The sequence below is a fragment of the Glycomyces halotolerans genome (assembly GCF_054779575.1).
This window is the reverse complement of sequence record NZ_BAAGXZ010000007.1, coordinates 60,078-81,418: the sequence shown is the minus strand read 5'-3', so window position 1 is coordinate 81,418 and position 21,341 is coordinate 60,078. Positions and strand designations below refer to the sequence as shown.

Sequence of the window (21,341 nt, the reverse complement as noted above, 5' to 3'; positions counted from 1 at the left end):
CGCGACGCTCCGGCCACAGTGGCGGCCGGGGCTCGCCGAACGGCCCGCGGGCCCCGGGGCCCGCGGGCCGGAAATCGACCCGGTATCGACCGGATGACCGATAATCTGTGGCATCCAACTCATGGGCCGGGATGCAATCGAGCGCCGCAAGGTTGTACCGTAGGAGCCACGAAGAGATTGCAAGCATGCCGGGGCGCCTTATCGGCTGCCCCGATGATTTCTGTGCGAGGGGGTCGAGCCATATGGGGCGCGGCCGAGCTAAGGCAAAGCAGACCAAAGTGGCTCGGAAGCTCAAGTACCATGCTCCGAACACCGACCTGCGCGCGCTGGAGCGCGAGCTGGCCGGTGCGCGCGAAAGCATGGACGACGAGCGATCCGAGGACGACGAGTTCTCCGCTTACGCCGAACGGTACAACGCGGACGACGACGATATCCGCGAAGAGGACTGGCTCCCGCCGGACAAGGAGTTACGACCCGCCCCGTAATCGGCCCGCCTGAACGCGGGCCAGGGCAGGTCCGACCCGCCAGGCACCTGCGATCCCACATCCCGTGCCTCCGGCACGACGCGTTCCGCTCGGCTCCGCTTCGGTCCTCCGATCCCGCCTTCGGTTCGCGCACCCGGTGGAACGGCGATGCACGCAGATTCCTGAACATTCGGCGACGGGCCGCTGAACAGCGGCACTACCGACAACGCACAAGAAGGGGCGGTCACCGACCGCCCCTTCAGTGTCCCCGCCCGAAGCCTACTGCTGCGGGGCCTGAGGCCACTGGTTCTGCTGCGTCGTCTGCTGCCCGTAGGCGCCGGCCTGCTGCTGTTGCTGCTGGGCCTGCTGCGCCGCCTGAGCGGCCTGCTGCTGTTTGGCGGCGGCCTTGGCCTCGGCGGCCTCGGCCGAGCCGGGCACCATGATCGCGCCGAACACGAACAGCCCGTAGGCCGCGATCAAGAGCAGCAGTCCGATCCAGGCCGAAGCGTCCGAAGCGCTGCTGCCGTCGCCGAGCGAGAGCAGGGCGTACAGGGTCTTGGCCAGGAACACCGCCGCCGCGGCGATCGTGAGCGACTTCCACAGCCCGCGCAGCCGCTCCCCGGCGAACATCGTCAAGGCGAACATCACGATCACGGCCACGAGAGTCGTCTGCACCCCGTCGAACTGCCAGCCGACGAATTCCCCGAGCTGGGTGGAGTCACTGGTGCCGGCGATCAGGCCCGACAGGATCAGGGCGCCGAGCCCGCTGAGTCCGAGGATGGCGGACATCGAGGGGACACCGAGCTTCTCGAACAGCGACGGCCCGGGCTGGGTGTAGGCCGCGTACTGCTGCTGGGCCTGGTACTGCGCCTGGGGCGAGGCGTACTGCGGCGCCTGGTACGCCTGTTGCTGCGGTTGGCCGGAGGTCGGCTGCTGCGGGTAGCCCGCACCTGATTGCTGTTCACTCATGGCCCCATCATGCCTTGCGTCCGCAAGAACCGGCCCCAGTGGGGGCCATCGCGAGCCGGATGGCGGCACGTTCCCGCCGGGAGCCCGTAGGCTTGAACCATGTCGCAACATCTCCGTCCCGTTTCGCCTATTTGGGTGGCCGGCCGCCCCCAGCACGGCGAGGAGGAATTCTTCGTCACGCACCCGTTCGACGACTCGCCCGTGGGAGCCACGTCCTGGGCCACCGGCGGGCAGGTGGAGGCCGCGGTCGCGGCCGCCGCCGGCGCCGCGGACGAATGCGCGGCGCTGCCTGCGCACGTGCGCGCCGAGGCGCTCGAGCACGTCAGGCGCCGCCTCGACGAGGAGGCCGAGACGACCGCGGAACTCATCACCGCCGAGTCCGGCAAGCCGATCTCGTGGGCCCGAGTGGAGGTGCGCCGGGCGGTCTCGACCTTCCGGTGGGCCGCCGAGGAGGCCCGCCGCTTCACCGGCGAGGTCCAGCGCCTCGACACCGACCCGGCCGCCGACGGCCGCATGGCGATCGTGCGGCGCTTCCCGCGCGGCCCCGTGCTAGGCATCACACCGTTCAATTTCCCGCTGAACCTGGTGGCGCACAAAGTCGCGCCCGCCATCGCCGCCGGATGCCCGATCGTGGTCAAGCCGGCTCCGGCGACACCGCTGTCCGCGCTGCATCTGGGCGCCCTGTTCTCCGAGACCGAGCTGCCGGCGGCGATGGTCTCGGTCCTGCCGGTCCCCAACGACCGCGCGGGCGGCCTGGTCGAGGACCCGCGGCTGCCGGTGGTCTCCTTCACCGGCTCCGGCCCGGTCGGCGCGCAGATCCGCCGCAACGTGCCCGAGAAGCACGTGACACTCGAACTCGGCGGCAACGGCGCCGTGCTGGTGGCCGCCGACTACCCCCAGCGCGACTGGGCCGCCGAGCGGATCGCCACGTTCGCCAACTACCAGGCCGGCCAGTCGTGCATCGCCGTCCAACGCGTCTACATCGAAGACGCCGCGTTCGCCGACATGGCCGAGCGCATCACCGAGCAGGTCCAGGCCCTCCCGGCCGGCGACCCCAACGACCCGTCCTGCAAGGTCGGGCCCATGATCAGCGCCGAGGCCGCCGAACGGGTCGAGACGTGGATCACCGACGCGGTCGAGGGCGGCGCGAAGATCCTGTGCGGCGGCGGGCCCCGCTCCGGCGCGACCCTGGAGGCGACGGTGCTGACCGACGTGCGGCCCGACGCGAAGGTGCTGCGCGAGGAGGTCTTCGGGCCGGTGCTGGTGCTCCAGCGCGTCGAGGACTTCACCGCCGGGCTGGAGGCGATCAACGACTCCCGCTACGGGCTCCAGGCCGGGGTCTTCACCGAGAGCCTGCCGCAGGCGATGCGGGCCCACCGCGAACTCGAGGTCGGCGGGGTCGTCGTCGGCGACGTGCCCTCGTTCAGGGCCGACCAGATGCCCTACGGCGGCGTCAAGGCCTCCGGGGTGGGACGCGAAGGCGTGAGGTCCGCTATGGAGGATTACACGACCGAACGGGTGTTGATCCTGCCCGATACCCTGTGACCATGAGTTACGCCCCCACTCCGTATCAGCCCCAGCACCCCTACACGCCGCCGGGCGGGGACCGCCCTTCCGGACGGCGGAACCTCGGGCTGATCGGCGGGATCGTCGTCGCCTGCACCGCGGTGGTCCTCGGCTCGATCCTGCTCGTGGCGTTCCTGGCCAACCGCGACGACGGCCGGCCCGCCGCGTCCGACGGCGGGACCGCCGATCAGAGTTCGGCGACGGTCGAAGGCGAGGAGGCCGCCACCGACGCCGGCGACGCGGACGCCGGCGGCGACCCCGAGACGGTCGCCGTGGCGGTCGCGACGATCCTCTACGGCGTCAGCGAGGAGAGCGCCGAGGATCTGGTCTGCTCCGATCCCGGCTACTACCTCACCGACCTCGAGACCATGGGCGCGACCGTTCGCGACACGCTCGGCGAGGACTACGTGAGCCTCATCGACGAGATGGTCGCCACCGACTCCCGCGAGACGGGCGACGGGGTGGAGGTCGACGTCGCGTTCGTCATCTACGGCGTCGAATCCGATGCCGGGACCGTGGAACTGGTCGTCGAGGACGGCCGGTGGAAGGCGTGCGACTTCGCCTATTGACAGGCGTCGAGCCATGAGCGGCCCGATCGGCCGATTCGCGGGACACTGCGGGAGATAGTTCTTAGCCTGGTGGCATGGTCCAGCCTCCCAACTACGGTCCCCCGCCTCCCGGCGGCCGGCCGCCCGAACCGCACGGCGAACCGGATCCGCGGCCGCACGGAGGCCCGGGCCCCGAAGGCGCCGGAGGCGAGCCGGCCTGGTACGGACAAGGCGACTACCAGCAACCGTTCGCGCCGCCGCCGAAGCGAGGCGGGGGCAGGACCGGGCTGATCATCGGCATCGTCATCGCGGTGGTGCTGCTGCTGGCCGCCGCCGTCGCGGCCTTCCTCATGCTGTCCGGCGACGACGAGGAGCCATCGGCGATCGAGACGACCACCGCCGAAGCCGAGGAGACGACCGGCGCCGAAGAGGAGACCACGGGCCCGCCGCCGATCGCCGAAGCGGTCGGCGCCTGCCTGCCCCAGGAGCCGACCCTGCGGGACAACACGTTCGACCTGACCACCACGTGCGAGAGCGACGAAGCGTTCTGGACCGTCACCGCCGCCGACGACAGTGTCGAGGCCACCGTCGACGAGGAGGGACGGCTCGACGACCTGCAGGCCGCCTACGACGTGTGCGGCGAAGAGTACGGCCGGTTCGCCATCGGTGAGCCGTGGACCGACTGGTACTTCACCTACGACAGCGCGACCGGCAGCGTCGAGGAGCTCCTGTGCGTCGAAGCCCTCGGCAACCCCGACGAACAAGGGCGCCTGCCGATCACACCGGACACCGGAGACTGCTTCGACGACAGCGACACCTGGTGGTCGGTGCCGTGCGACTCCGAGCCGGCACTGTACGAAGTGGCCGACACCATCGAGTTCGACCAGCCGCGCGACCTCAGCGCCGAGGAGGCCGAGGAGGCCTCATCGGACTGCTCGAGCGGTGAGTTGTTCTGGCAGATCACCGACGTCGAGGGCCTGACCACGGCCCTGCTGTGCGGCGACGAGCGTTGACCGGCCGAGCACGGCGGCCCCCACCGTGATCTCCAGCGGCCCCGCGGTGCCGGCTCAGGCGTGCTCGGGCGGCAGCAGCTCGTCGTTCGGATAGCCGCCGAGGAGGTCGTCCGAGGCGGTCAGGTCGAACTCCTCGCTGATCCCGACCGTGGCCAGGTCGGCCGAGGAGACGACGTCGCCGTCCTCGGCCAGCTCCATGAGCATGCCGCGGATGACCTGCGGCGGCACGTCCGACTCGTCGCTGAGCGCGGCCAGAGTCAGGGTGACGATCACCGACTCGGCGTCGCCCGGCAGCGAGAAGTGGCCCTCGTCGTCGAACTCGTACTCCACGCCCCCGGCCCTGCGGATCGCGATGGCGGTGAGCTCCTCGAGGTCCCCGCGCTGATCGGCGGCCTCCTCGATGGCGCCGAGCTTGTCGAAGGTCAGCACGTCGAACGGGTTGATGTACAACTGCGGGGCCACGTACAGCTGGCCGTCGCGGTGCTCGCCGCGGTACAGGCCGATCGCCAGCAGGAATTCGAGCAGGTCCCGCACCGTATGGGGCACCGGCAGGCCCGAGCGCTCGCAGTGGGTGGTGAAGGTGGTGATGCGCTCGCTGCGCTGGGCGGTGGCCCGGTCGTACTCCTCGCGGGCCTCCTTCTCGACCACTTCGGGCGAGGCGCCGTAGTTGTGCTCGCGGGCCTCGGCGATCCAGTCGTCGACGTCACCGGGGTCGCACCACACCGGCTCGTTCCAGATGTCGTCGTCGGGGAAGACGTCGGCCCACCAGGAGGCGGGGAAGGGATCCAGCTGCGGCACGGTCCTGAACAGCTCGATGCTGCATGGCATCAGGCGGATCCACGCCGGATGCATCGGGGCTTGGACCGGTCCGGGCTCGTCGCCGCCGAATGGCCTCTCGAAAGCTTCCACGTATCGACGGTAGCAGCGAACTGCGACACCGCTCGGCCGCGGAGGCCGCGCACTGTTACGCCGGTAGCGGAACGGCCGCGGAGAAAGCCGCCTCGGCGGTCTGTTGTCGGTGTTGCTCAGTGCCCGTTGAGTGCCCTTCACGCCGAGGCGGCTCGCCGCGCGTCGGATGCGCCCGACAGAACAGGGCCAAAGCCCCGTTCGCCGGACGATGCACCTGTCGCGCCGCAGCCGACGTTACTCCGATCGATATCGGCGAATATCGACCGGACGGCCCCTGTCGGCTAGCCGTTCGGCTGAATACCGGAAAGGTCCGGTTCGAAGCCTGCCAAGTCGCCTGCGTACTCGGCGGCGAGGTACTCGAGGGTCCTGACCTGCTGCGCCAGGAGCTGACCGACCTCCACGATCTGGTCGGCGGGGTTGACGACGAGCCAGTGCTCGTACTCTGCGTAACGTTCCTCGGCCTGCGCCTCGGCGGTCACTGGGTTCCTCCCTTGAGCGAGCGACGTGATCCGGCCCAAGCTAATGCCGGCCGGCCTCGCGCCGTCCGGCGACACGCCGCCCGGAGTCGAAATCTCGCAAATCGTTGTCAAAGCGGTCGTTCCGCCGGATCAGGACCGCAGGACCAGCCGCAGCGTATCCGAACCGCCGTCGACGACCTCGATCGGCACGCCCCAGTCCTGGCGGGTGAGGTGGCACGCCGGGTGCTCGGCCTCGGCGTCGCACGTCGCGGCCTGGGCCACCACCTGCAGCACCCCGCGCTCGACGCCGGCGGCCAGCTCGAGGTCGCGCCCGAGCTCCTCACCCGCGCCCGATCCGGACGCCAGCAGCTGGGGAGGGTCGGCCGACACCGTCATCGCGATCGGCGACCCGAAGCCGTAGTCGAGCTTCTGCCCGGCCGCGGGCTCGAACACGACCTCCAGGCGCAGCCGACCGGGGCCGACCTCGGTGCGCTTGCGCGTGACCCGATGGTGCTCGCCGTCCACGACCGACGCCGCCACCGCGGGCGCGGTCAGGCGGTGCGCGGCCGATTCGACCACCACAGTCCGGCCGCCGGCCACCAGCACGTCGCTGGGTTCGGCGAGATCGGTCGCCAACGTCGCGACCTCCCCTGTGGCCGGATCGTAGCGGCGCAGCGCGCCGTTGTAGGTGTCGGCGACCGCGACGGCGCCGCCGGGCAGGACACCGACGCCGAGCGGATGCTGCATGAGCGCCTCCCCCGCGGGCCCGTCGACATGCCCGAAGTCGAACAGGCCCTGCCCGACCGCGGTGCTCATCCGGCCGTCCTCCACATAGCGCAGCGACGAGGTCTCGGCGTCGACCAGCCAGAGCCGGTCCCCGTCTGCGGCCAGACCGGACGGCTGGGCCATCCAGACCTCGCCGAGCGGTCCGTCCTTGAGGCTCTCGACGGTGGTGCCCGCCCAGGGGCGGGCCGTACCGGCCACCGGGTCGAAGCGCCACAGCTGGTGGATGCCGGCCATGGCGACCACGATCCCGCCGTCGAACCACGCGACGTCCCACGGCGAAGAGAGGTCGACCTCCGTCGCCGCGTCGGCGCCGCCGTCCGTCCGCCACTGGCGGCCCGTGCCGGCGACCGTGGACACCGAGCCGTCGGCGAGGCGGACCCCGCGCAGCAGGTGATTGACGGTGTCGGCCACGACCACGTCGTAACCGACCCGCTCGGCGACCTCGCCGGGGAGCAGGGCGAGTCCCTGCGGCTCGCTGAAGCGGGCCTCGACGCCGTCGGCGCGGCCGCGCTCGCCGGTGCCGATGACGTCGACGACGGTCTCCAGATCGGGAGCCAGCCGGACCAGCCGGTGGCGCGACGAGTCGGTGACCAGGAGGTCGCCTCCCGGCAGCTCGATCGCCTTGCCGGGGAACCGCAGTGTCGTCTCGCTCGGCGCCGGGGCCACGAACGGCGAGCCCTCCGGCCGCAGCGTCCCGTCGGCGGTGTGCCGCTCCACCAGGTCGCCGACGATCGCGTCGAGCGCCTCGAAATGCCCCTCGCCGGCCATCGTGGAGACGACGTAGCCGGCGGGGTCGATCACCGCGAGCGTCGGCCAGGCGCGCGCCGCATAGGCGTCCCAGGTGACCAGGTCGGGATCGTCGAGCACCGGATGGCGGATGTCGTAGCGCTCGACGGCGGCCGCCAGGGCCTCGGCGTCGCGCTCGTGGTCGAACTTCGGCGAGTGCACGCCGACGACGACCATCGCGTCGCCGTACCGCTCCTCCAGCGGCCGCAGCTCATCGAGGACGTGCAGGCAGTTGATGCAGCAGAACGTCCAGAAGTCCAGGACCACGACCTTGCCGCGGAGGCTGTCGAGGTCGAGCCGCCGGCCGCCGGTGTTGAGCCAGCCGCGGCCGACGAGCGCGGCCGCGCGCACGCGAGACTGTGTCACGCGACGAGCCTAGCGCGCGTGCTGTGCCTACTCCGCGTCCTCGGAGGTCGCTTCCTCGGACGGCTCCTCGCCGGAGCCCTCGCCACCGCCGTCGCCGGCGTCCTCGGCGCCGATGAGCGTGAGGCAGTAGACGGCCTCGGGGTCGGAGGCGTCGCCGACGGTGAGGGTCTCGCGGCCCGCGTCGGCGCACTCCTGGCCGTCGGAGACCTCGGAGGTGATCTCGTAGTCCTCGCCCTCGACGGCCTCTTCGCACTCGATGGCCTCGGCGGTGTCGTTGCCGGTGTGGCGCACGCACCCGCCCGGCTCGAACGTCGGGGGCCGGAACATGAAGAACGCGGCCGCCGCCGCGGCGCCGATGACGACGACCGCGACGATCACGATGAGCGGCACCAGCCACTTCTTGCCCTGCTTCGGCTGCTGCGGCGGCGGATACTGGCCGCCCATGCCCGGAGGCATCTGACCGGGAGGGACCGAGCCGGGGGGCACGGAGCCCGGCGGCACGGAGCCCGGCGGCATCTGGCCCGGCTGCGAGTAGCCGGGCTGCTGGGCGCCGGGGTGCATCCCCGGGTGCATCTGCTGGTCCTGCGGCATCGGCGGCTGCTGCGGGTAGCCGTATCCCGGCTGCTGCGGCGGTTCGCTCTGCGGCGACTGAGCGCCGATGATGAGGCGCTGGGTGTCGTCGGACTGCGGCGGGCCCGGCGGCTGCGGAGGCTGCTGAGCGGCGGGCGGCATCGGCGGGGGCGCCTGCGGCGGCTGGTTGGCCGGCGGCATGACCGCGCCGAGCGGGTTCGGCGGCGACGGCCAGGCCGGAGCGGGCGAGGCCTGCTGCTGGGGGCTCTGCTGCGGCCGCTGAGGACTCGGCTGGGGCTGCTGCGGCTGCTGCGCTTCGCCTCCGACCGGCGGGGGCGGGTTGAATCCGACGCCCTGGGGCGGGAGCACTTCGGTGCGCTCGTCTTCGACGCCTCCGGAGGGCGGCTCCTGACCGGAGGGGGCGGCATCGGCGGCCGGACGCAGCACGGTGGTGCCCTCGTCGTCGTCCGGAGCGGGGCTCGGCGCCGGCTGCTCGGCGGGCGCGGGAGGCTCGGGCGGCGCCGGCGGCACCTGCGCGGGGGCCTCTGCGGCCGGGGCCTCGGGGATCTCGACGTCGATGGAGTCGGCGGGCACGGCCTGGGTCTGGCCCTCGTCGACCGACGGCTCGGCGGCGGGCTCGTCCGCCGGGGCATCGGCGGGCTCGACCGCGTCGGCCGGCTGCTCGGCGGGCGTGTCGGCCTCGCCGGTCTCAGAGGCGCTCTCGTCGGCCGGCTGCGGCTCGGAGGCGGCCTCGGCTTCGGGGGCGACGTCAGGCTCAGGGGCGCTGGCCTGGGTCGGGCGCTCCTCTGCGGGGGCACTGTTCTCGGCGGCCCCGTCCTCGGGGGTCTTGCCCTGCTCTGACGCGTTGCCTTGCTCGGAGGTCACGGCTGCTCCTCAATGGTGCTTTCGGTCCGCCGCCCCTGGGAACGCCGGACGAAGCACACGGTACAGCAGCAGCGCACACTCTCACTCGAAAGGGTAAGACCCAGTCGCGGCGAAGCCCGGCGTCAGGTGACGAACGCCTGTGGCAAAGATAGAGGCCGGGCGCCGGTCGTAGCCCACCCCTCATGAACTCAGAAGTGCACCACTACCTCTATATACGTGGATACCCCGTGAATCGTATCCACGGGGTATCCACGCCGCAACTATTCCGACTCGTCGAGGAACGCGTCTATCTGCTGTTCCCAGCGCCGTTCGTAGCCCTCGATCACCTTGGCGTAGGTCTCCTGAAGCTCTGAGACCGTATGTCCCGCCCATTCGGCGACCTGGACCGGCGGCACACCCGCATAGAGGCGCATCGAGATGCCCGAGTGCCGTAGCGAGTACGGCCGGTGCAGCAGCAGGCTACGCCGCTCGGCCGCTCCCTGCCCGAGCTGGCGTGCGTCCTGCCAGATGCGCGCCAGCGTCCCGTGCGTCGGCTTCTTGCCGCTTGGTGTCGTGAAGAGCAGCCCGTCGGGCCGTGGCGGGAACCGGTCGAGGTGGGCGCGGAGTATCTCTACGCCACGGGGCGGCAGCGGTACCGGTCGTGTCTCTCCCTTGCCACGGTGCTTTAGTGGCCTCCTCTCACTCGGCGTGCCCTCGGTGGTCCACCGCCTGCCCGCCCACGATGAGGACTCCTCCAGCGTCAGTTGCCCCCATGCGCCGGTCTTCCGGGGCAACTCGCACTGGTCGCATTGCAGGATGACGGCTTCCTCGGGTCGGAGCATGGCGTAATACATCAGCGCGAAGAACGCCATGTAACGCTCGCCGTGGAGCCCGGTGTAACTGACGGCGGAGAGCATGGCTTCGACTTGGCGGCGGTTGCCGACCTCACGCGGGCTCACCTTGTCGACCGTTTGCAGGTCGGTCGGCCGCTTCCATCCGAGTCGCGGGTTTGCGAGCGGGTTGTCGTCGAGGATGCCGTTTACGAGCAGGTGCTTCAGAAAGCCGGAGAAGATCGCACGACGCTTTTCGAAGTGCTTCGCGCCCGCCCGTCGACGCTCGCGGTACTTGCGGTCGGCCCAGCACTGCGTGAACTCGTGCAGGATCGCGCGGACGGTCGCGAGGTCGGCCAGTACCTCCACACCCGGTGAGTGCTCCCCGGCCCACGCGAGCACGTCGTAAGACTCGGGGTCGTCTTCCTTGAGAGTGTCGAGGTCCTCGCGTGGGTTGAACGCGAAGTTCCGCAGGGTGAGGCTCAGTCGTTGAGCAGTTATCCAGGCCGGACGTTCAGGCAGTAGTGCGGTCAGCACGTCCCGCATCGTGTCGGCGATGGCAGCTCGATAGTTGCCCGAGCTGTGCTCCCACCTCGCCGCAGCGTAGGCCCGTGCCTCCTCGAACACGGTCACGGTCGGTTGGACTCCCGCGGCTTCGGCTTCCCTTCGGCGTCGCTCCTCTTCCTCGGCGAGGATAGGCAGCGGCAGGCCGGTCTCGCAGTCGAACGCCGCGCCCTTGCCCAGGTGGTACCGGAGGTCTGCTTCGCGCCCCTTGGCGGCGTCCTCGGAGGCGTAGTACTCGCTGAACGGCTTGGTCCCCTTGCCGACCCTCCAGCGGAGGTTGTACGGCCGCTTCGTGGCTCCCTTGACCGTTCGAATCTTGTAGATGACGACATCGCGACTGGTCCTCATGCGGCCACTCCCGTCTCCTCCATGAGGTTCTCGAACCAGCGCTCGAACTCGTCGACGGTGCAGACGACGCGCCCGTTCGGGAGCTTGTAGCACTTCGGTGCCTTGCCGCAGGCGCGCCAGGCCTGCCAGGTGCGACGGGACAGCGGCCCGTTCTCGTCTCCCAGGCGCTCAAGCATTTCGTCGACGCTGAGCAGTCGGCTGCGGTAGGCCCGTCGCCGTTCGGCGCGGCGGCGGGCCGCCACGGCGCGCGGATTCTTGGGTGTCATGCTGGGGTCACAACCTTTCTTTTGGTCGGTCCCGGTGTCGCTAGCACCGGGGCCGACTGTTCTTTGCCTGAATGTCCGGTTCAGGGATGTTCGAACGTCCGTACGCATCCCTGGTTTGCGCAGGTCAGAGGCTTGGAGATGCGTCGGATGCGTGAGATGCGTCGGATGCGCCAGGGCTCACCACAGCTCCTCGGCTTCGGTGGTCTCTGCAACGCGGTAGCGCCCGGAAGCGTCGGCGGTCAGCCAGCCTTCAGCGGCCATGCGCTTGACCGCGCCCTTAACGGTCGGCTCCTTGATGCCGGTCCCGGTAGCGATCGCTCGCGGGCCGCTGTCGGGGTGGTCCTTGAGGTAGGCGAGGATCGTTCCGCGCGTGTCGGTGGTCGTGTGGAGCCTCGGATCGCCTTCGAGCAGATGCCAAGTCCCGGTGAGCGGGTCGAACCGCAAGGCGTGCTCGACCTCTTCGACGTCCCGGCCGGTGATCTGAAGCAGCCCGTCAGCCTGCCCGCGTGCGCGCTTGAGCACGAGCGTTGCGTCGGCGGCTCCAGCAATGCCATTGGTGCCGGAAACCTCGGTCAAGTAGTCCTCGCTTCCGGCCTTGCGGATGTGGTGAACGCACACGATGGCGACCGCGTGCTTGTCCGCTAGGCGCTTGATCGCGCCGACAGCGGCATAGTCGGCGTCGTATGCGCCGGTCCCCGGCGCGGCGGCCGGGCGCAGCTTGGCGAACACGTCGATGACAACGAGCTTGGCGTCAGGGTGGGCGGTCAACCAGCCGTCGATGGCTTCGGCGCCGCCCCGGTCCAGGCGGGGGCACTCGGTCACGATGGTGAGCGCCTCGGGCGCGGGCTGGTCGCCCAGCACCGTGCGGATACGGGCTTGCAGGCGCCGGGCGGTGTCCTCCAATGCCAGGTAGAGCACGGGGCCAGCGTCGACGGGAATACTGCCGAACGCCTTGCCGCCGGAGGCGATGGCGAGGGCCAGAGCGAGCGAGGCCCAGGACTTGCCGACCTTCGGCGGGCCGCACAGTAGCGACAGTCCCTCGCAGATCATGCCGGGCACGGCCCAGTTCGGTTCGGGGAACGTCGCAGCCATGAGCTCAGCGGCATTCCAAGCGGTCTGGTACTTCGGCGCTTCGAAGGCGCTAGCGGTGTCGAAGCCGGTCTCGGTGTCGGCCATTGGTGCTTCCTTCCGGTTGTGGGCTAGTGGGTTTCGGGCAGGTGGCGAGGGTTCTTGGCTCCGGCGGTCAGGCCGGAGCGGATCGTGCGCGCGGTCTCCAGCTCGCCGAGCCCGGCGGTGCCGGCCGCTTGCGTGAGCGGCTCGGCCGCTTCGGCTTCGGCGAGGTAGCCGCCTGCGACCAGTTGCCCGAGGGCGACAGCGGCGCAGTAGAGCCGGTGATTGCGCCCGCCCTCGGCAGCGGTGGCCACCGAGGCGGTCTCGCGGGCGATGGCGGCGGTCAGATACCGCTCGATGCGGGCCGTGCGCCGCTCAACGCGGCGCAGGCGAGCAGGAGCCGCCGCAGGCGTCCTCGGGCCACCGTGCGCGGGCCTTGGGGCCGGTGCGAGCCGCTCAGCGAGCCAGCCAGGCAGCGGCGCGGGATCGGCCTTACAGGTAACGGTGTAGGGCTTGCCGTCGACCAGCGAACCGGGCGCGAGGACGTAGCCGCCGGTCGCGCGGGTGTCGACCAGGTACGCCAGGGTCGAGGCGGTGTTGCGCAGCTCGACACCGGACGGGGCGGCGAAGTACAGGTGCCAGCCGCCCGAGGGCGTGGCGACGGTGAAGGTCGAGCCGAACCCGGTGGTTCCGTCTGCTTCGGCGGCGGCCTGGTCGTAGCCGACCGCGCCGGTGTAGATCGACCCATCGGCGTTGTAGCGCTGCTGGTCGCCCTTGGGTCGGTCAAGGTCGACCACGAGCAGTCCGGCCGGGCCGCAGGCCAGGCCGATGTTCCACGCACCGTGCTCCCAGCACCGGCGGATGCGGGCCGGGTCGCAGGTCGCGCGGGTCTCCCAGTTGCGGATGGCGGGCCGCTTCCCGCCGGGAACGAGCGGGAACACCGGCCAGCCGCGACCGGCGGCGGCCAGAGCGGCGGTGAGCAGTTCGTGAGCAGTCACGGCAGGTCCTCTCAACGGTTGTTCGGTCGGTGGTCGGTGCCGCGGCGGTATTCGGCGCGGGCGCGGTCGAAGGCACGGCGTCCGAGGCGGACGCGGCGGCCGGTGCCGTCGCAGCGGCGGCAGAACGTGCCGCCTCGGATGCCGTCGCCACGGCACCACCAGCACGGCGCGAACGGGAACGCCCAGCAGCGGAAGACATAGACGCCGAGGGCGGCGGCGATAGCGAGAGCGGACAGGGCCATGGAGGGTTCCTTTCGGCCGGTTTCTGGGTGAGGTCGGGTGAGGGTGCTAGCTGCTAGCACCCTGGTCAATGCGGGTTTTGGGCGCTAGCGGGTCTGCTATCGATAGCGGCAGGCCCGCTAGCGCTAGCGGCCCCTAGCGGCCTCCAGGGCGGGCCTGGCGGGCGGTGTCGAGGTCGGCTCGGGCCAGGCCGCGCCGGTTCACGGCCCGCCCGTCGATGCGGCGGAACACGCCCTTGGAGGCGAGCCCGTAGGGCTTGACGGCGGCGGTGAGCGCTTCGGTCTTGTCCTCATCGGCCAGGCCCGCCCACGCCCCGTAGACCTCGGGCCGGAGCCGCGCCAAGCGGTCGACCAGGGTGGAGTTCCAGACGTTCGCCTCGCCGGCGGGCCAGACGGCGGCGAGGTCGTCGAGCAGATCGAACCTCGGACCCTCGGCAGCGGTGGTCTCTCCCGCCGCGTGTCCGCTGAGGGTGCCTCGGGCTTCGCGGAGGGCGCGGGCGCGTTGCGCGATGGCGTCGCCTCGGGGGCCGTCGACGAACGCGCCCTTGACGATCAAGGGCTCGTCGGCCGCGCCGACCAGGTAGAACACGCCCCGGTCCCGCCGGGTGAACATCGTCGCCCGCACGCCGTTCTTGTAGGCGCTGGTTCCGAGGATCATGTCGTTCTCGACCTGCCCCATCACCCGCAGGCACGCTCTGGTGCCGACGTTCGCGGACACACCGGTCGGCAGCGAGTCCTTGTCGGGCCGCTGCGTCGCGAGAATCAGGATCACGCCCAGGGCGCGTCCGAGCTTGACGATCTTCTCGGCCAGCTCGGCCGCTTCCTTCCCGAACTCCGGGTGGCTGAACAGCTCCTGGCATTCGTCGATGGCGACCACGAGGGGATGCAGGCCCAGGTCTTTACGGGAGGCCAGCTCCGGGGTGACCTTGTTCTCCGGGCACAGGTCACGCGGCAGGTCCTTGATCACCCTGGCGCGCCGCTTGCACTCCTTCCTGAGGTCGCGGAGGGCGACCAGGGCGGCTTCGATCTCGTCGTCGTCGGCGCCGCTCGCGTAGCGGGTGGCGTACTGCTCGGCGAACGCCAGGTCACCGGTGCCCTTCAGCTCGAAGACCTGGACCTCGGCGCGCTCATCGAGCCCGGCGGCGAGGACCGGGAGCTTGACCAGGAACGTCTTACCCATCCCGGGGATGGAGCCGATGAGCCAGTTGGTGAACATCAACTCCCCGGTCACCGCCTGCCCTCTCGGGTCGACGCCGATGGGGAAGGGCCGGAACAGGTCCACGGTGCCGGACTTGGCCAGGGGCCAGGTGACGGGTTTGGCGTCGGCCAGGTCCTTGTGGCCGACCCACAGCACCAGACGGCCCGGGTGGACCTCGCTCGCTCCCTCGGGCCACACGCACCCGAGGGGCCTACCGAGGGCGGCGGCGAGCTTCTCACGCCGATCGATCACCTCAGAGGCCGTCACCCCGCCGGGGAGGTCGATCTCAGCGCGCCACCCCGGGCCGTCCTCACGGATCGGGGCGGGCCAGTTGAGCCGGTCCTCGCCCTTACCGCTGGAGAGCGCGGCGATACCGATCCGCCCGAGGGCGCGCTCGACCATCGGCGACGTCAGCGGCTGGAGCTTCGCCTTGACCACGGCGCGGGTAGCGAGCGGCTTGTCGGCCGGTTTACCCACCAAGCCGAGCCCGGCGACGATCGAAGCGGCCACGACCCACGCCAGGGCCGGAGGCGCAGCCACCGCGATGGTCGTGGCGGCTCCGGCGGTGGCGATGCCGGTGGCGGTGCAGACGAAGCCACGGAAGCGCACGTGCCGGTCCCGCAACCGCACCAGCGATGAGTACGCCTGCCAGTCGTGACCGGCCACCGCATCAGCCCGAGCGGGCCGCCCCTCGGCGTCCGAAGCCCAGCGCCACACCGCGCCGATGAACCGCGCCAGACCCACCGGAGACCACGCCATCAGCCGACCGCCGTACAGCGGCAGACGCACGGCGTGGAACGCGCACCGGTAGGCGACCAGTTGCCCGTACCGGGCGGCTTTGCGGTACAGGGCGGTACGCGACCGCGCCCAGTCCGGCAGCACCGGTTCACGCTTCGTTTCGGTCGGGCCGTTCCAGGACCGGATCGCGTCGGCGTCGTCGACCGGTACACCCCCGGCGTCGGCCCGGCCGTCCTCGGCAGGCGGAATGGTTTCGACCTCGTGCGGCCCTCGGTCGTTCAGGTCGGCTTCGGCGGCGGGCCAGTCGTAGCTTTCAATCGTCATGGTCTTCGGTTCCCTTCCCTTGGACCGGTTGGGTGGTGGGGCCGCCCGGCAGCGCCAGCAGACGGGCGGCCCGTTGGGTGTGGTCAGTGGTCGCCGAGCTCGGCGCGCAGCAGGTCGACGTGAGAGGCGAACACGCGCCCGCCTGCCTCGGCGACGGCCTCGGCCAGCTCGGCGTACGTGGTCGCAGGCAGCCACTCGGCTCGCCGCGCGTCGTCGGCACCGGCCACGGCAGGCGGCGTGTCGGTGAGCAGGATCGCGACACCGGGAACGGTCACCATCCAGGCATTACGCCCGGCCCTCGGGTCCGGGACGTACCGGCCCGGCCGCATGTCGAACACCTCGGCGGCGAGGTTGAGCCCGGTCTCTTCGGCGAGTTCGCGGCCCATCGCGTCGCGGGGCGTCTCGCCGGGGTCGAGCATCCCGCCCGGCAGCGCCCACCCGTGGCCGTCCTCACGCTCGACCATCAGCAGCCGGGCCGCTCCCGAGACGGCCCAGGCGATCACGATCGCGTCGGCCGCGACCGCCTCGCCCCAGTGCCACAGGCCGCCGCGCCCCTCGGGTAGGTCCGGCTCGACCGGGTTCACCGGGAGGCCGGTCTCGTCGAGGTCGAAGGAGACGACCGCGCGCGCCTTCCGCTCGGCCCAGTCGATGGCGCGCGGGTCGGCGGCGTCGGGCCCGTCTTGGGTGGTGACGTTGTACATCGAATCGGTCCTCTCGATTGGCTGGCTCATCAGCGCCCCGGCGCCACCCGGGACGGACCGGCCCTCTAGGGCCGGTTTCGCCTAGTGGCTGTCGTTGAAGGCCGACTTGTCGAGCCACTCGGGACGCGAGCGGTAGCCGCCGTTCTTGCGCTTGTTCCTGCGCGCGGCCCTGTCCTCGTTCTTCAGGTCGGCCTCGAACGCCTTCGCCAGGCGGCGGTCGCCGTTGCGCTTGGCCTCGGCGAGTCCGCGCACCATGAAGTCGCGCTCCTTGGATTTGAACCAGTCCTTCTTCGCCATCGCGATGTCCTCTCGTGTTCGGCTTGGCTTCGTCAGGGCCGGGGGAGCCACCCGCCGACCGACCGGCCCGCCCCCGTAGCGCAGGGCCGGTTTCGCCGCTACTCGGCTTCGGCCTTGACCAGGTGGGCGAGCGTCGCGCCCATACCGACCACCGCGACCGGCAGACACGCGACCGCCGCCGTGATCCACCACGGCGCCGCCTCCACCCCAGCGGCGGCCAGCAGGTGATACGCGACTTGCCCGGCCGCGCCGACGACCAGCGAAGCGACCGCCGACCGGCGCGCCATGACCAGCGCCTTCCCACTCACCCGGCCCGACAGCCACACGTACAGCGCATACGCCGCGTAGACCTCCATGCCGATCGGCAACGTGATCGCCGAGTTGATGACCACGCCATCGGCGATACCGGGCAGCGGCCGCACCTCACCGAACCCGGCCATCTCGCCCAACCCCACCCAGCCCGACCAGATCGCCACCGCCGCCGGAAGCAGCAGCAACCACACCGGCCAGACCCGCACCGGCCTACGCGGTCCCTGCGGGTCTCGTGCGGTTTCCGCAGCACCCGAGACCGGTCCTGCGGTTTCCGCATACGGCGCGGGCGGTGAGAGCGTCTGTGCGGATTCCGCACGCGGCGGGGTGACCGGCGGCAGCGACGGCGACGGCACCGCCGGAGAGACCGGCACCGGAGGAGACGTGCGAGCCTCGGCCTTCGCCTCAGCGATGCGCTCTTGCCCCCACCGCTCACGCCGACCGAACCGCTCAGCGAGCTGCGCCCCGGTCAGCGGATCACCCGAGGCCAGCGAAGCGCGGTAGAGCTCGCGGGCCTCGGCCCGGGCGCGCTGCGCCTCAGTCATCGCATCCAAGCTCATCGGCGCACCGCCTTCGCCTCACGGGCGGCCTCGACGGCCGCCGCGACGGCCTCGGCCACGGCGTCGAGATCGCACTCCCAGGGCCACAGGAACAGGCGCAGGGTCACCGGCAGACCCGCAAGCATCACGTGCGCGGTGCACATCGCCCGGTCGCCCTCGTCGACGCGGACGGTGTAGTCGGTGGGAGCCTGGTCGGCGACCCAGGCCGCGAACGCGCCGATCCGGTCTCGCGTGGACTCGTCCCCTACCCGGGCGGGGATCGCGCTCAAGCGCGGCTGCCCGGCGAAGTCGATCCGGCACGACAGGCGCAGCGGCGGCAGGTGCGCGGGCAGGTGGTCGGCGAACAGCGCGGCCAGAGCCTCAGCACGGGCACCGGAGCGCAGCCGTTCAACCTCGGCCTCGACCCGCTCATCGGCCACGGACACCACCACGGCCAGGTCATCGGTAGTCAGGGTGGTCATCGGCTCAGCTCCCCTCGATCACGTCGGGCGCGTCAGCGCCGGTCTCGTCGGTCTCGGAGGCGGCGTCGGTGGCGGTGGCGGTGGGGGCGGCGTAGGTGACCCGGGCCGGGTCAACGCCCTCGGCCTGGTAGCCGATCGGCGTTTCCAGGAAGATGAAGCCGCCGCCGTTGTGGATACGGACGATGCGACGCTCGCGGCCCTGGAAGAAGACGACATCGTCGACTTCGAGCTCGAACCCGTCACGGCTGTAAGCGATGTTCATTGGGGGGGACTCCTCTCACGCGGCCTGGTCGCAGGCGGCGGATGCGAAAGCGGCCCGACGCGCCGCACGGCGACGCTCGCGGGCCTGAGCGGCGAGACGGGTGATGCGGGCCGGAGAGGCAGCGCCACGGGCGGCCACGCCCCGCAGGTACTGGTCAAGCGGGTTGCCCAGAGCGTCAACGACCGTGACCGTGCGCGCCAGGATGAACCGGGCCTGCCGCACGCACACGCCCCGGCGGTGCATCAGCGCCTGCTTGGCCGCGTGCCACTCCGGGACGGTCAGCTCGACCGACTCACCGGCCACCGCACGCGCCACGGCAACCTCATCGATCAGGTACGGGTCGGCCGGGCACCGGTCGTCCAGGCCAGCCTCGGCGGCGGCTTCCTTGTCAGCGAGCAACGCCGCGTCCCAGCACTGCGGACACGCCACGTCCTCCCACGACGGCACATGACCGTGCTGCGAACGGCACAACCGCGCCGCCGCCGACGCCACCGGATGCGAATCATCAAGAACCATGCGGACCTCCTAGAGCCGGACTGCCGCCCGGAAGTTGTTCGGATCGTTCGAGTTGTTCGAACTTTTATAATGATGGGCATACGTTCGGACTACTGTCAAGCCCTACGCGCAGAAAAGTTCGAACTTTTGCTAGGCTCGGCCCAAAGGAGGTCATGTGGCTGCGAAGACGAAACCGGCTGAAATTGCCGACAAGCTGCGGACACGCATCAAGAGCGGCGAGTGGTCCGCAGGGAACAAGATTCCGACCGAACCGGAGCTCGCCGACGAATACGGCGCCGGTCGCGGCTCGGTGCGAGAGGCGCTAGACCGCCTCACCAAGGAAGGCTTGCTGGAGTCACGCCGGGGCTCCGGCCGTTGGGTGCGGGAGTTCGAGCGGTTCGTTTGGCCGCTGTCGAGCTACGAGTCCGGACGGGTCACCATTCCCAACGCCGACCCGTGGGCCGTCGAGGTCCGGAAGCAAGGCAGGGAGCCATCAGAGACGGTGCGCGTGTCCCACGAGTTCGCGCCCGCTGACATCGCCGAACTTCTCGGGGTCGATGAGGGCACCCGCGTGGTCGTCCGCCACCGAATCCGGTACGTGGACGGGAGGCCGGTGCAGCTAGCCGATTCATACTTTCCCGAGTCCATCGCCGAAGGAACCCCGTTGCTGGACCCCAAGCCGGTGCAGATCGCGCAGGGCATTCTCGCTCAGATCGGGCATCCGCAGCGGCACGTGACCGTCCGCATCAGTTGGGGAATCCCGACCGATGAGGAAAGAGCGCCCTTCGGCGACCTGCCCGCAGGCACACCCGCCGCGTACATCACTCACATCGGATACAGCGAGGACGAGACCGTGCTGCGGGTGATGCGCACCGTAGCGCCCGCCGATCGCAACGAGGTGACCTTCGAACTCGACATGCAGCAGAGAGCCTGATTGCGATGTCCTCGCCTATCGCCGATCCGGCCACCTATCCGGGCACTCCTGTCCCCGGGAGCTGCATTGTCACCCATGACGCGATCATCTCGATGCGCGTTGAACCCGAGGGGTGGACCGTCGACCTCGATGGAAAGCGCCTCGATGTCGACTCCGCACTTGGCAGGCTCAACGGTGCCGCTCCACTGTCAGAGCGCAAACCGGTGCTTGCCATCGGCTCCAACGCCAGCTCGGGACAGCTACGCCGCAAGTGGCGAGAAGACCCGAAGCTTGCGGTGCCAGTGACCACAGCGCGTACCACCGGAATCGGCGTCGGATTCTCGGCACACGTCAGCCGGGCGGGATACGTGCCGTATGCGCCTATGCTCGCCTCCGGGCTGGAAACGGCCTACGTCGCTCTGTGGCTTACCAGCGATGAGGTAGACGACCTGAACGTCACTGAGCCCAACTATCACCCGACCTGGATAGACGGAACCGCGTTCCCCGCAGTCCTTGAGTCGGGACAGCGCCTCAGCGAGTATCTGCTCTATCGGAGCAAGTGGGGCGTACTAGCAGACAGCGAAGGCGTTCCTATACCGGCTGCGTCGCAGGGCACGGCACTAGAGTTCATCGCCAGCATCGCAAGTTCCAACACAGAGCTTGGCAGCGACTCAGAGCTGCGCGCGGCTGCATCGGCCCGCTTGGCTGCGCAAGCGGTCGATGACGGTTTCTGAGGCGCTGGGAACCAAGCGAGCCGCACCATTGAGCGCGGGATGTGCGTCTGACACATCCCGCGCATCTCACGCATCTCTAAGGCTGTGACCTGCGAAAACCTGGGATGCGTACATTTATTCGAGCATCCCTGCACTCGCGTTGAGTGAGGCTGAAACATTGGGGAGTTTCCCAAGCATTATGCCTTTGACCTGCGGAAACGTAACCTGCTGAGAGCCACGCTAACGGACGAACAGTGCTTGACCCTAGGTCAAGTAAGGGTCAGATACAGCATTGTCCCAGCTCAGCCCCTCTGTTTCAGCCGCTGGGCAGGGCTGCACGGCGCGGTTCCTTAATCTGAATATATAAGTAAGTATGCATATGAGCATTAGAAAGATGCCCGGGCAGCCGTATCCACCGTGTATCCACGAGATGCTGCCATTAGCTGCCAACGACTACACATGGTTGCATTCACTTTGGCGTGAAGCTGAGAGCGTATGCGCTGGTCAGATGCCGTCCCGGCTGCAAGAGTGCTTGGAAAAGATAGAGGCCGGGCACCGGTCGTAGCCCACCCCTCATGGCTACGCGGCGCCCGGCCGGTGTGAGAACCCCCTGGAGAGGGCCTCCGCGGTGCGGCGACTCGGCGCTGTCGGCCGCACCAGTGGGAGGAGATAAGTTGTGGGCCCCGGGTGAGACCGGAGGCGTCCGGCGCGGTCGA

At 70.2% G+C, this 21,341-nt stretch carries 23 protein-coding genes and 1 other RNA gene; 6 read left to right on the top strand and 18 right to left on the bottom strand.

The features are described 5' to 3' along the window. Positions 1-242: 242 nt before the first annotated feature. Complete coding sequence (locus ACYVL2_RS08470; protein ID WP_460542173.1) at positions 243-485, top strand: DUF3073 domain-containing protein; 243 nt, start codon at positions 243-245, stop codon at positions 483-485. A 258-nt stretch (positions 486-743) separates the two neighbouring features. On the opposite strand, the gene ACYVL2_RS08465 is transcribed toward ACYVL2_RS08470, so the two are convergent. Beyond that, entirely contained in the window at positions 744-1,433 is a 690-nt protein-coding gene (locus ACYVL2_RS08465; protein WP_460542171.1) for a hypothetical protein, read from the bottom strand. 99 nt (positions 1,434-1,532) lie between these two features. Between ACYVL2_RS08465 and ACYVL2_RS08460 the strand changes: the two genes are divergently transcribed. From ACYVL2_RS08460 to ACYVL2_RS08450, 3 genes are all read left to right on the top strand, one after another. Beyond that, positions 1,533-2,978 carry an aldehyde dehydrogenase family protein gene (locus tag ACYVL2_RS08460; protein WP_460542169.1) on the top strand — a complete coding sequence of 482 codons (1,446 nt, stop codon included), beginning with the start codon at positions 1,533-1,535 and terminating at the stop codon, positions 2,976-2,978. Between the two features lie 2 nt (positions 2,979-2,980). Next, a complete protein-coding gene (locus ACYVL2_RS08455) occupies positions 2,981-3,568 on the top strand; it encodes a hypothetical protein (protein ID WP_460542167.1) in 588 nt (195 codons plus the stop codon). A gap of 74 nt (positions 3,569-3,642) precedes the next feature. Beyond that, a complete protein-coding gene (locus tag ACYVL2_RS08450) occupies positions 3,643-4,560 on the top strand; it encodes a hypothetical protein (protein WP_460542165.1) in 918 nt (305 codons plus the stop codon). 54 nt (positions 4,561-4,614) lie between these two features. On the opposite strand, the gene ACYVL2_RS08445 is transcribed toward ACYVL2_RS08450, so the two are convergent. From ACYVL2_RS08445 to ACYVL2_RS08365, 17 genes are all read right to left on the bottom strand, one after another. Continuing rightward, a complete protein-coding gene (locus ACYVL2_RS08445) occupies positions 4,615-5,469 on the bottom strand; it encodes a DUF6042 family protein (RefSeq protein WP_460542163.1) in 855 nt (284 codons plus the stop codon). 281 nt (positions 5,470-5,750) lie between these two features. Beyond that, complete coding sequence (locus ACYVL2_RS08440; protein WP_460542161.1) at positions 5,751-5,948, bottom strand: hypothetical protein; 198 nt, start codon at positions 5,946-5,948, stop codon at positions 5,751-5,753. Positions 5,949-6,077: 129 nt separating this feature from the next. Further along, the gene (locus tag ACYVL2_RS08435; protein ID WP_460542159.1) at positions 6,078-7,865 is read right to left on the bottom strand and encodes an NHL domain-containing thioredoxin family protein; all 1,788 of its coding nucleotides are present in this window, start codon (positions 7,863-7,865) and stop codon (positions 6,078-6,080) included. A 27-nt stretch (positions 7,866-7,892) separates the two neighbouring features. Further along, the gene (locus ACYVL2_RS08430) at positions 7,893-9,320 is read right to left on the bottom strand and encodes a hypothetical protein (protein ID WP_460542157.1); all 1,428 of its coding nucleotides are present in this window, start codon (positions 9,318-9,320) and stop codon (positions 7,893-7,895) included. 260 nt (positions 9,321-9,580) lie between these two features. Next, entirely contained in the window at positions 9,581-11,041 is a 1,461-nt protein-coding gene (locus ACYVL2_RS08425; RefSeq protein WP_460542156.1) for a tyrosine-type recombinase/integrase, read from the bottom strand. Next, positions 11,038-11,307, bottom strand: coding sequence for a helix-turn-helix transcriptional regulator (locus tag ACYVL2_RS08420; RefSeq protein ID WP_460542154.1), 270 nt, complete (start codon positions 11,305-11,307; stop codon positions 11,038-11,040). The genes ACYVL2_RS08425 and ACYVL2_RS08420 overlap by 4 nt, the downstream gene beginning before the upstream one ends. A 177-nt stretch (positions 11,308-11,484) precedes the next feature. Beyond that, a complete protein-coding gene (locus ACYVL2_RS08415) occupies positions 11,485-12,483 on the bottom strand; it encodes an AAA family ATPase (RefSeq protein WP_460542152.1) in 999 nt (332 codons plus the stop codon). 23 nt (positions 12,484-12,506) lie between these two features. Further along, positions 12,507-13,415, bottom strand: a complete 909-nt coding sequence (locus ACYVL2_RS08410; RefSeq protein WP_460542150.1) for a bifunctional DNA primase/polymerase — start codon at positions 13,413-13,415, stop codon at positions 12,507-12,509. 11 nt (positions 13,416-13,426) lie between these two features. Then, on the bottom strand, positions 13,427-13,657 hold the full coding sequence (locus ACYVL2_RS08405; protein WP_460542148.1) for a hypothetical protein: 231 nt from the start codon (positions 13,655-13,657) through the stop codon (positions 13,427-13,429). Positions 13,658-13,790: 133 nt separating this feature from the next. Next, positions 13,791-15,914, bottom strand: a complete 2,124-nt coding sequence (locus ACYVL2_RS08400; RefSeq protein ID WP_460542146.1) for a cell division protein FtsK — start codon at positions 15,912-15,914, stop codon at positions 13,791-13,793. An 83-nt stretch (positions 15,915-15,997) separates the two neighbouring features. Further along, positions 15,998-16,645, bottom strand: a complete 648-nt coding sequence (locus ACYVL2_RS08395; RefSeq protein ID WP_460542144.1) for an NUDIX domain-containing protein — start codon at positions 16,643-16,645, stop codon at positions 15,998-16,000. Beyond that, positions 16,631-16,698: hammerhead ribozyme type II (locus tag ACYVL2_RS08390), an RNA gene on the bottom strand. The genes ACYVL2_RS08395 and ACYVL2_RS08390 overlap by 15 nt, the downstream gene beginning before the upstream one ends. Beyond that, on the bottom strand, positions 16,697-16,912 hold the full coding sequence (locus ACYVL2_RS08385; RefSeq protein WP_460542142.1) for a hypothetical protein: 216 nt from the start codon (positions 16,910-16,912) through the stop codon (positions 16,697-16,699). Before ACYVL2_RS08385 ends, ACYVL2_RS08390 begins: the two co-directional genes overlap by 2 nt. A 98-nt stretch (positions 16,913-17,010) precedes the next feature. Further along, positions 17,011-17,781 (bottom strand): ABC transporter permease, encoded by a 771-nt coding sequence (locus ACYVL2_RS08380; RefSeq protein ID WP_460542140.1) that lies wholly within the window; start codon positions 17,779-17,781, stop codon positions 17,011-17,013. Next, positions 17,778-18,242 (bottom strand): hypothetical protein, encoded by a 465-nt coding sequence (locus tag ACYVL2_RS08375; protein ID WP_460542138.1) that lies wholly within the window; start codon positions 18,240-18,242, stop codon positions 17,778-17,780. Before ACYVL2_RS08375 ends, ACYVL2_RS08380 begins: the two co-directional genes overlap by 4 nt. A gap of 4 nt (positions 18,243-18,246) precedes the next feature. After that, positions 18,247-18,504 carry a hypothetical protein gene (locus ACYVL2_RS08370; protein ID WP_460542136.1) on the bottom strand — a complete coding sequence of 86 codons (258 nt, stop codon included), beginning with the start codon at positions 18,502-18,504 and terminating at the stop codon, positions 18,247-18,249. Between the two features lie 15 nt (positions 18,505-18,519). Continuing rightward, positions 18,520-19,020, bottom strand: a complete 501-nt coding sequence (locus ACYVL2_RS08365) for a hypothetical protein (protein WP_460542134.1) — start codon at positions 19,018-19,020, stop codon at positions 18,520-18,522. A 154-nt stretch (positions 19,021-19,174) separates the two neighbouring features. Between ACYVL2_RS08365 and ACYVL2_RS08360 the strand changes: the two genes are divergently transcribed. Beyond that, positions 19,175-19,933 carry a GntR family transcriptional regulator gene (locus tag ACYVL2_RS08360; RefSeq protein WP_460542132.1) on the top strand — a complete coding sequence of 253 codons (759 nt, stop codon included), beginning with the start codon at positions 19,175-19,177 and terminating at the stop codon, positions 19,931-19,933. A gap of 5 nt (positions 19,934-19,938) precedes the next feature. Continuing rightward, positions 19,939-20,646 (top strand): hypothetical protein, encoded by a 708-nt coding sequence (locus tag ACYVL2_RS08355; protein ID WP_460542130.1) that lies wholly within the window; start codon positions 19,939-19,941, stop codon positions 20,644-20,646. Positions 20,647-21,341 lie beyond the last annotated feature (695 nt).

What these genes read in the sequence shown, in the direction of transcription:
- ACYVL2_RS08470 (WP_460542173.1), top strand. Translation starts at nt 243, where the DNA reads ATGGGGCGCGGCCGAGCTAAGGCAAAGCAGACCAAAGTGGCTCGGAAG.
- ACYVL2_RS08465 (WP_460542171.1), bottom strand. Translation starts at nt 1,433, where the DNA reads ATGAGTGAACAGCAATCAGGTGCGGGCTACCCGCAGCAGCCGACCTCC.
- ACYVL2_RS08460 (WP_460542169.1), top strand. Translation starts at nt 1,533, where the DNA reads ATGTCGCAACATCTCCGTCCCGTTTCGCCTATTTGGGTGGCCGGCCGC.
- ACYVL2_RS08455 (WP_460542167.1), top strand. Translation starts at nt 2,981, where the DNA reads ATGAGTTACGCCCCCACTCCGTATCAGCCCCAGCACCCCTACACGCCG.
- ACYVL2_RS08450 (WP_460542165.1), top strand. Translation starts at nt 3,643, where the DNA reads ATGGTCCAGCCTCCCAACTACGGTCCCCCGCCTCCCGGCGGCCGGCCG.
- ACYVL2_RS08425 (WP_460542156.1), bottom strand. Translation starts at nt 11,041, where the DNA reads ATGAGGACCAGTCGCGATGTCGTCATCTACAAGATTCGAACGGTCAAG.
- ACYVL2_RS08420 (WP_460542154.1), bottom strand. Translation starts at nt 11,307, where the DNA reads ATGACACCCAAGAATCCGCGCGCCGTGGCGGCCCGCCGCCGCGCCGAA.
- ACYVL2_RS08415 (WP_460542152.1), bottom strand. Translation starts at nt 12,483, where the DNA reads ATGGCCGACACCGAGACCGGCTTCGACACCGCTAGCGCCTTCGAAGCG.
- ACYVL2_RS08405 (WP_460542148.1), bottom strand. Translation starts at nt 13,657, where the DNA reads ATGGCCCTGTCCGCTCTCGCTATCGCCGCCGCCCTCGGCGTCTATGTC.
- ACYVL2_RS08400 (WP_460542146.1), bottom strand. Translation starts at nt 15,914, where the DNA reads ATGACGATTGAAAGCTACGACTGGCCCGCCGCCGAAGCCGACCTGAAC.
- ACYVL2_RS08395 (WP_460542144.1), bottom strand. Translation starts at nt 16,645, where the DNA reads ATGAGCCAGCCAATCGAGAGGACCGATTCGATGTACAACGTCACCACC.
- ACYVL2_RS08385 (WP_460542142.1), bottom strand. Translation starts at nt 16,912, where the DNA reads ATGGCGAAGAAGGACTGGTTCAAATCCAAGGAGCGCGACTTCATGGTG.
- ACYVL2_RS08380 (WP_460542140.1), bottom strand. Translation starts at nt 17,781, where the DNA reads ATGAGCTTGGATGCGATGACTGAGGCGCAGCGCGCCCGGGCCGAGGCC.
- ACYVL2_RS08375 (WP_460542138.1), bottom strand. Translation starts at nt 18,242, where the DNA reads ATGACCACCCTGACTACCGATGACCTGGCCGTGGTGGTGTCCGTGGCC.
- ACYVL2_RS08370 (WP_460542136.1), bottom strand. Translation starts at nt 18,504, where the DNA reads ATGAACATCGCTTACAGCCGTGACGGGTTCGAGCTCGAAGTCGACGAT.
- ACYVL2_RS08365 (WP_460542134.1), bottom strand. Translation starts at nt 19,020, where the DNA reads ATGGTTCTTGATGATTCGCATCCGGTGGCGTCGGCGGCGGCGCGGTTG.
- ACYVL2_RS08355 (WP_460542130.1), top strand. Translation starts at nt 19,939, where the DNA reads ATGTCCTCGCCTATCGCCGATCCGGCCACCTATCCGGGCACTCCTGTC.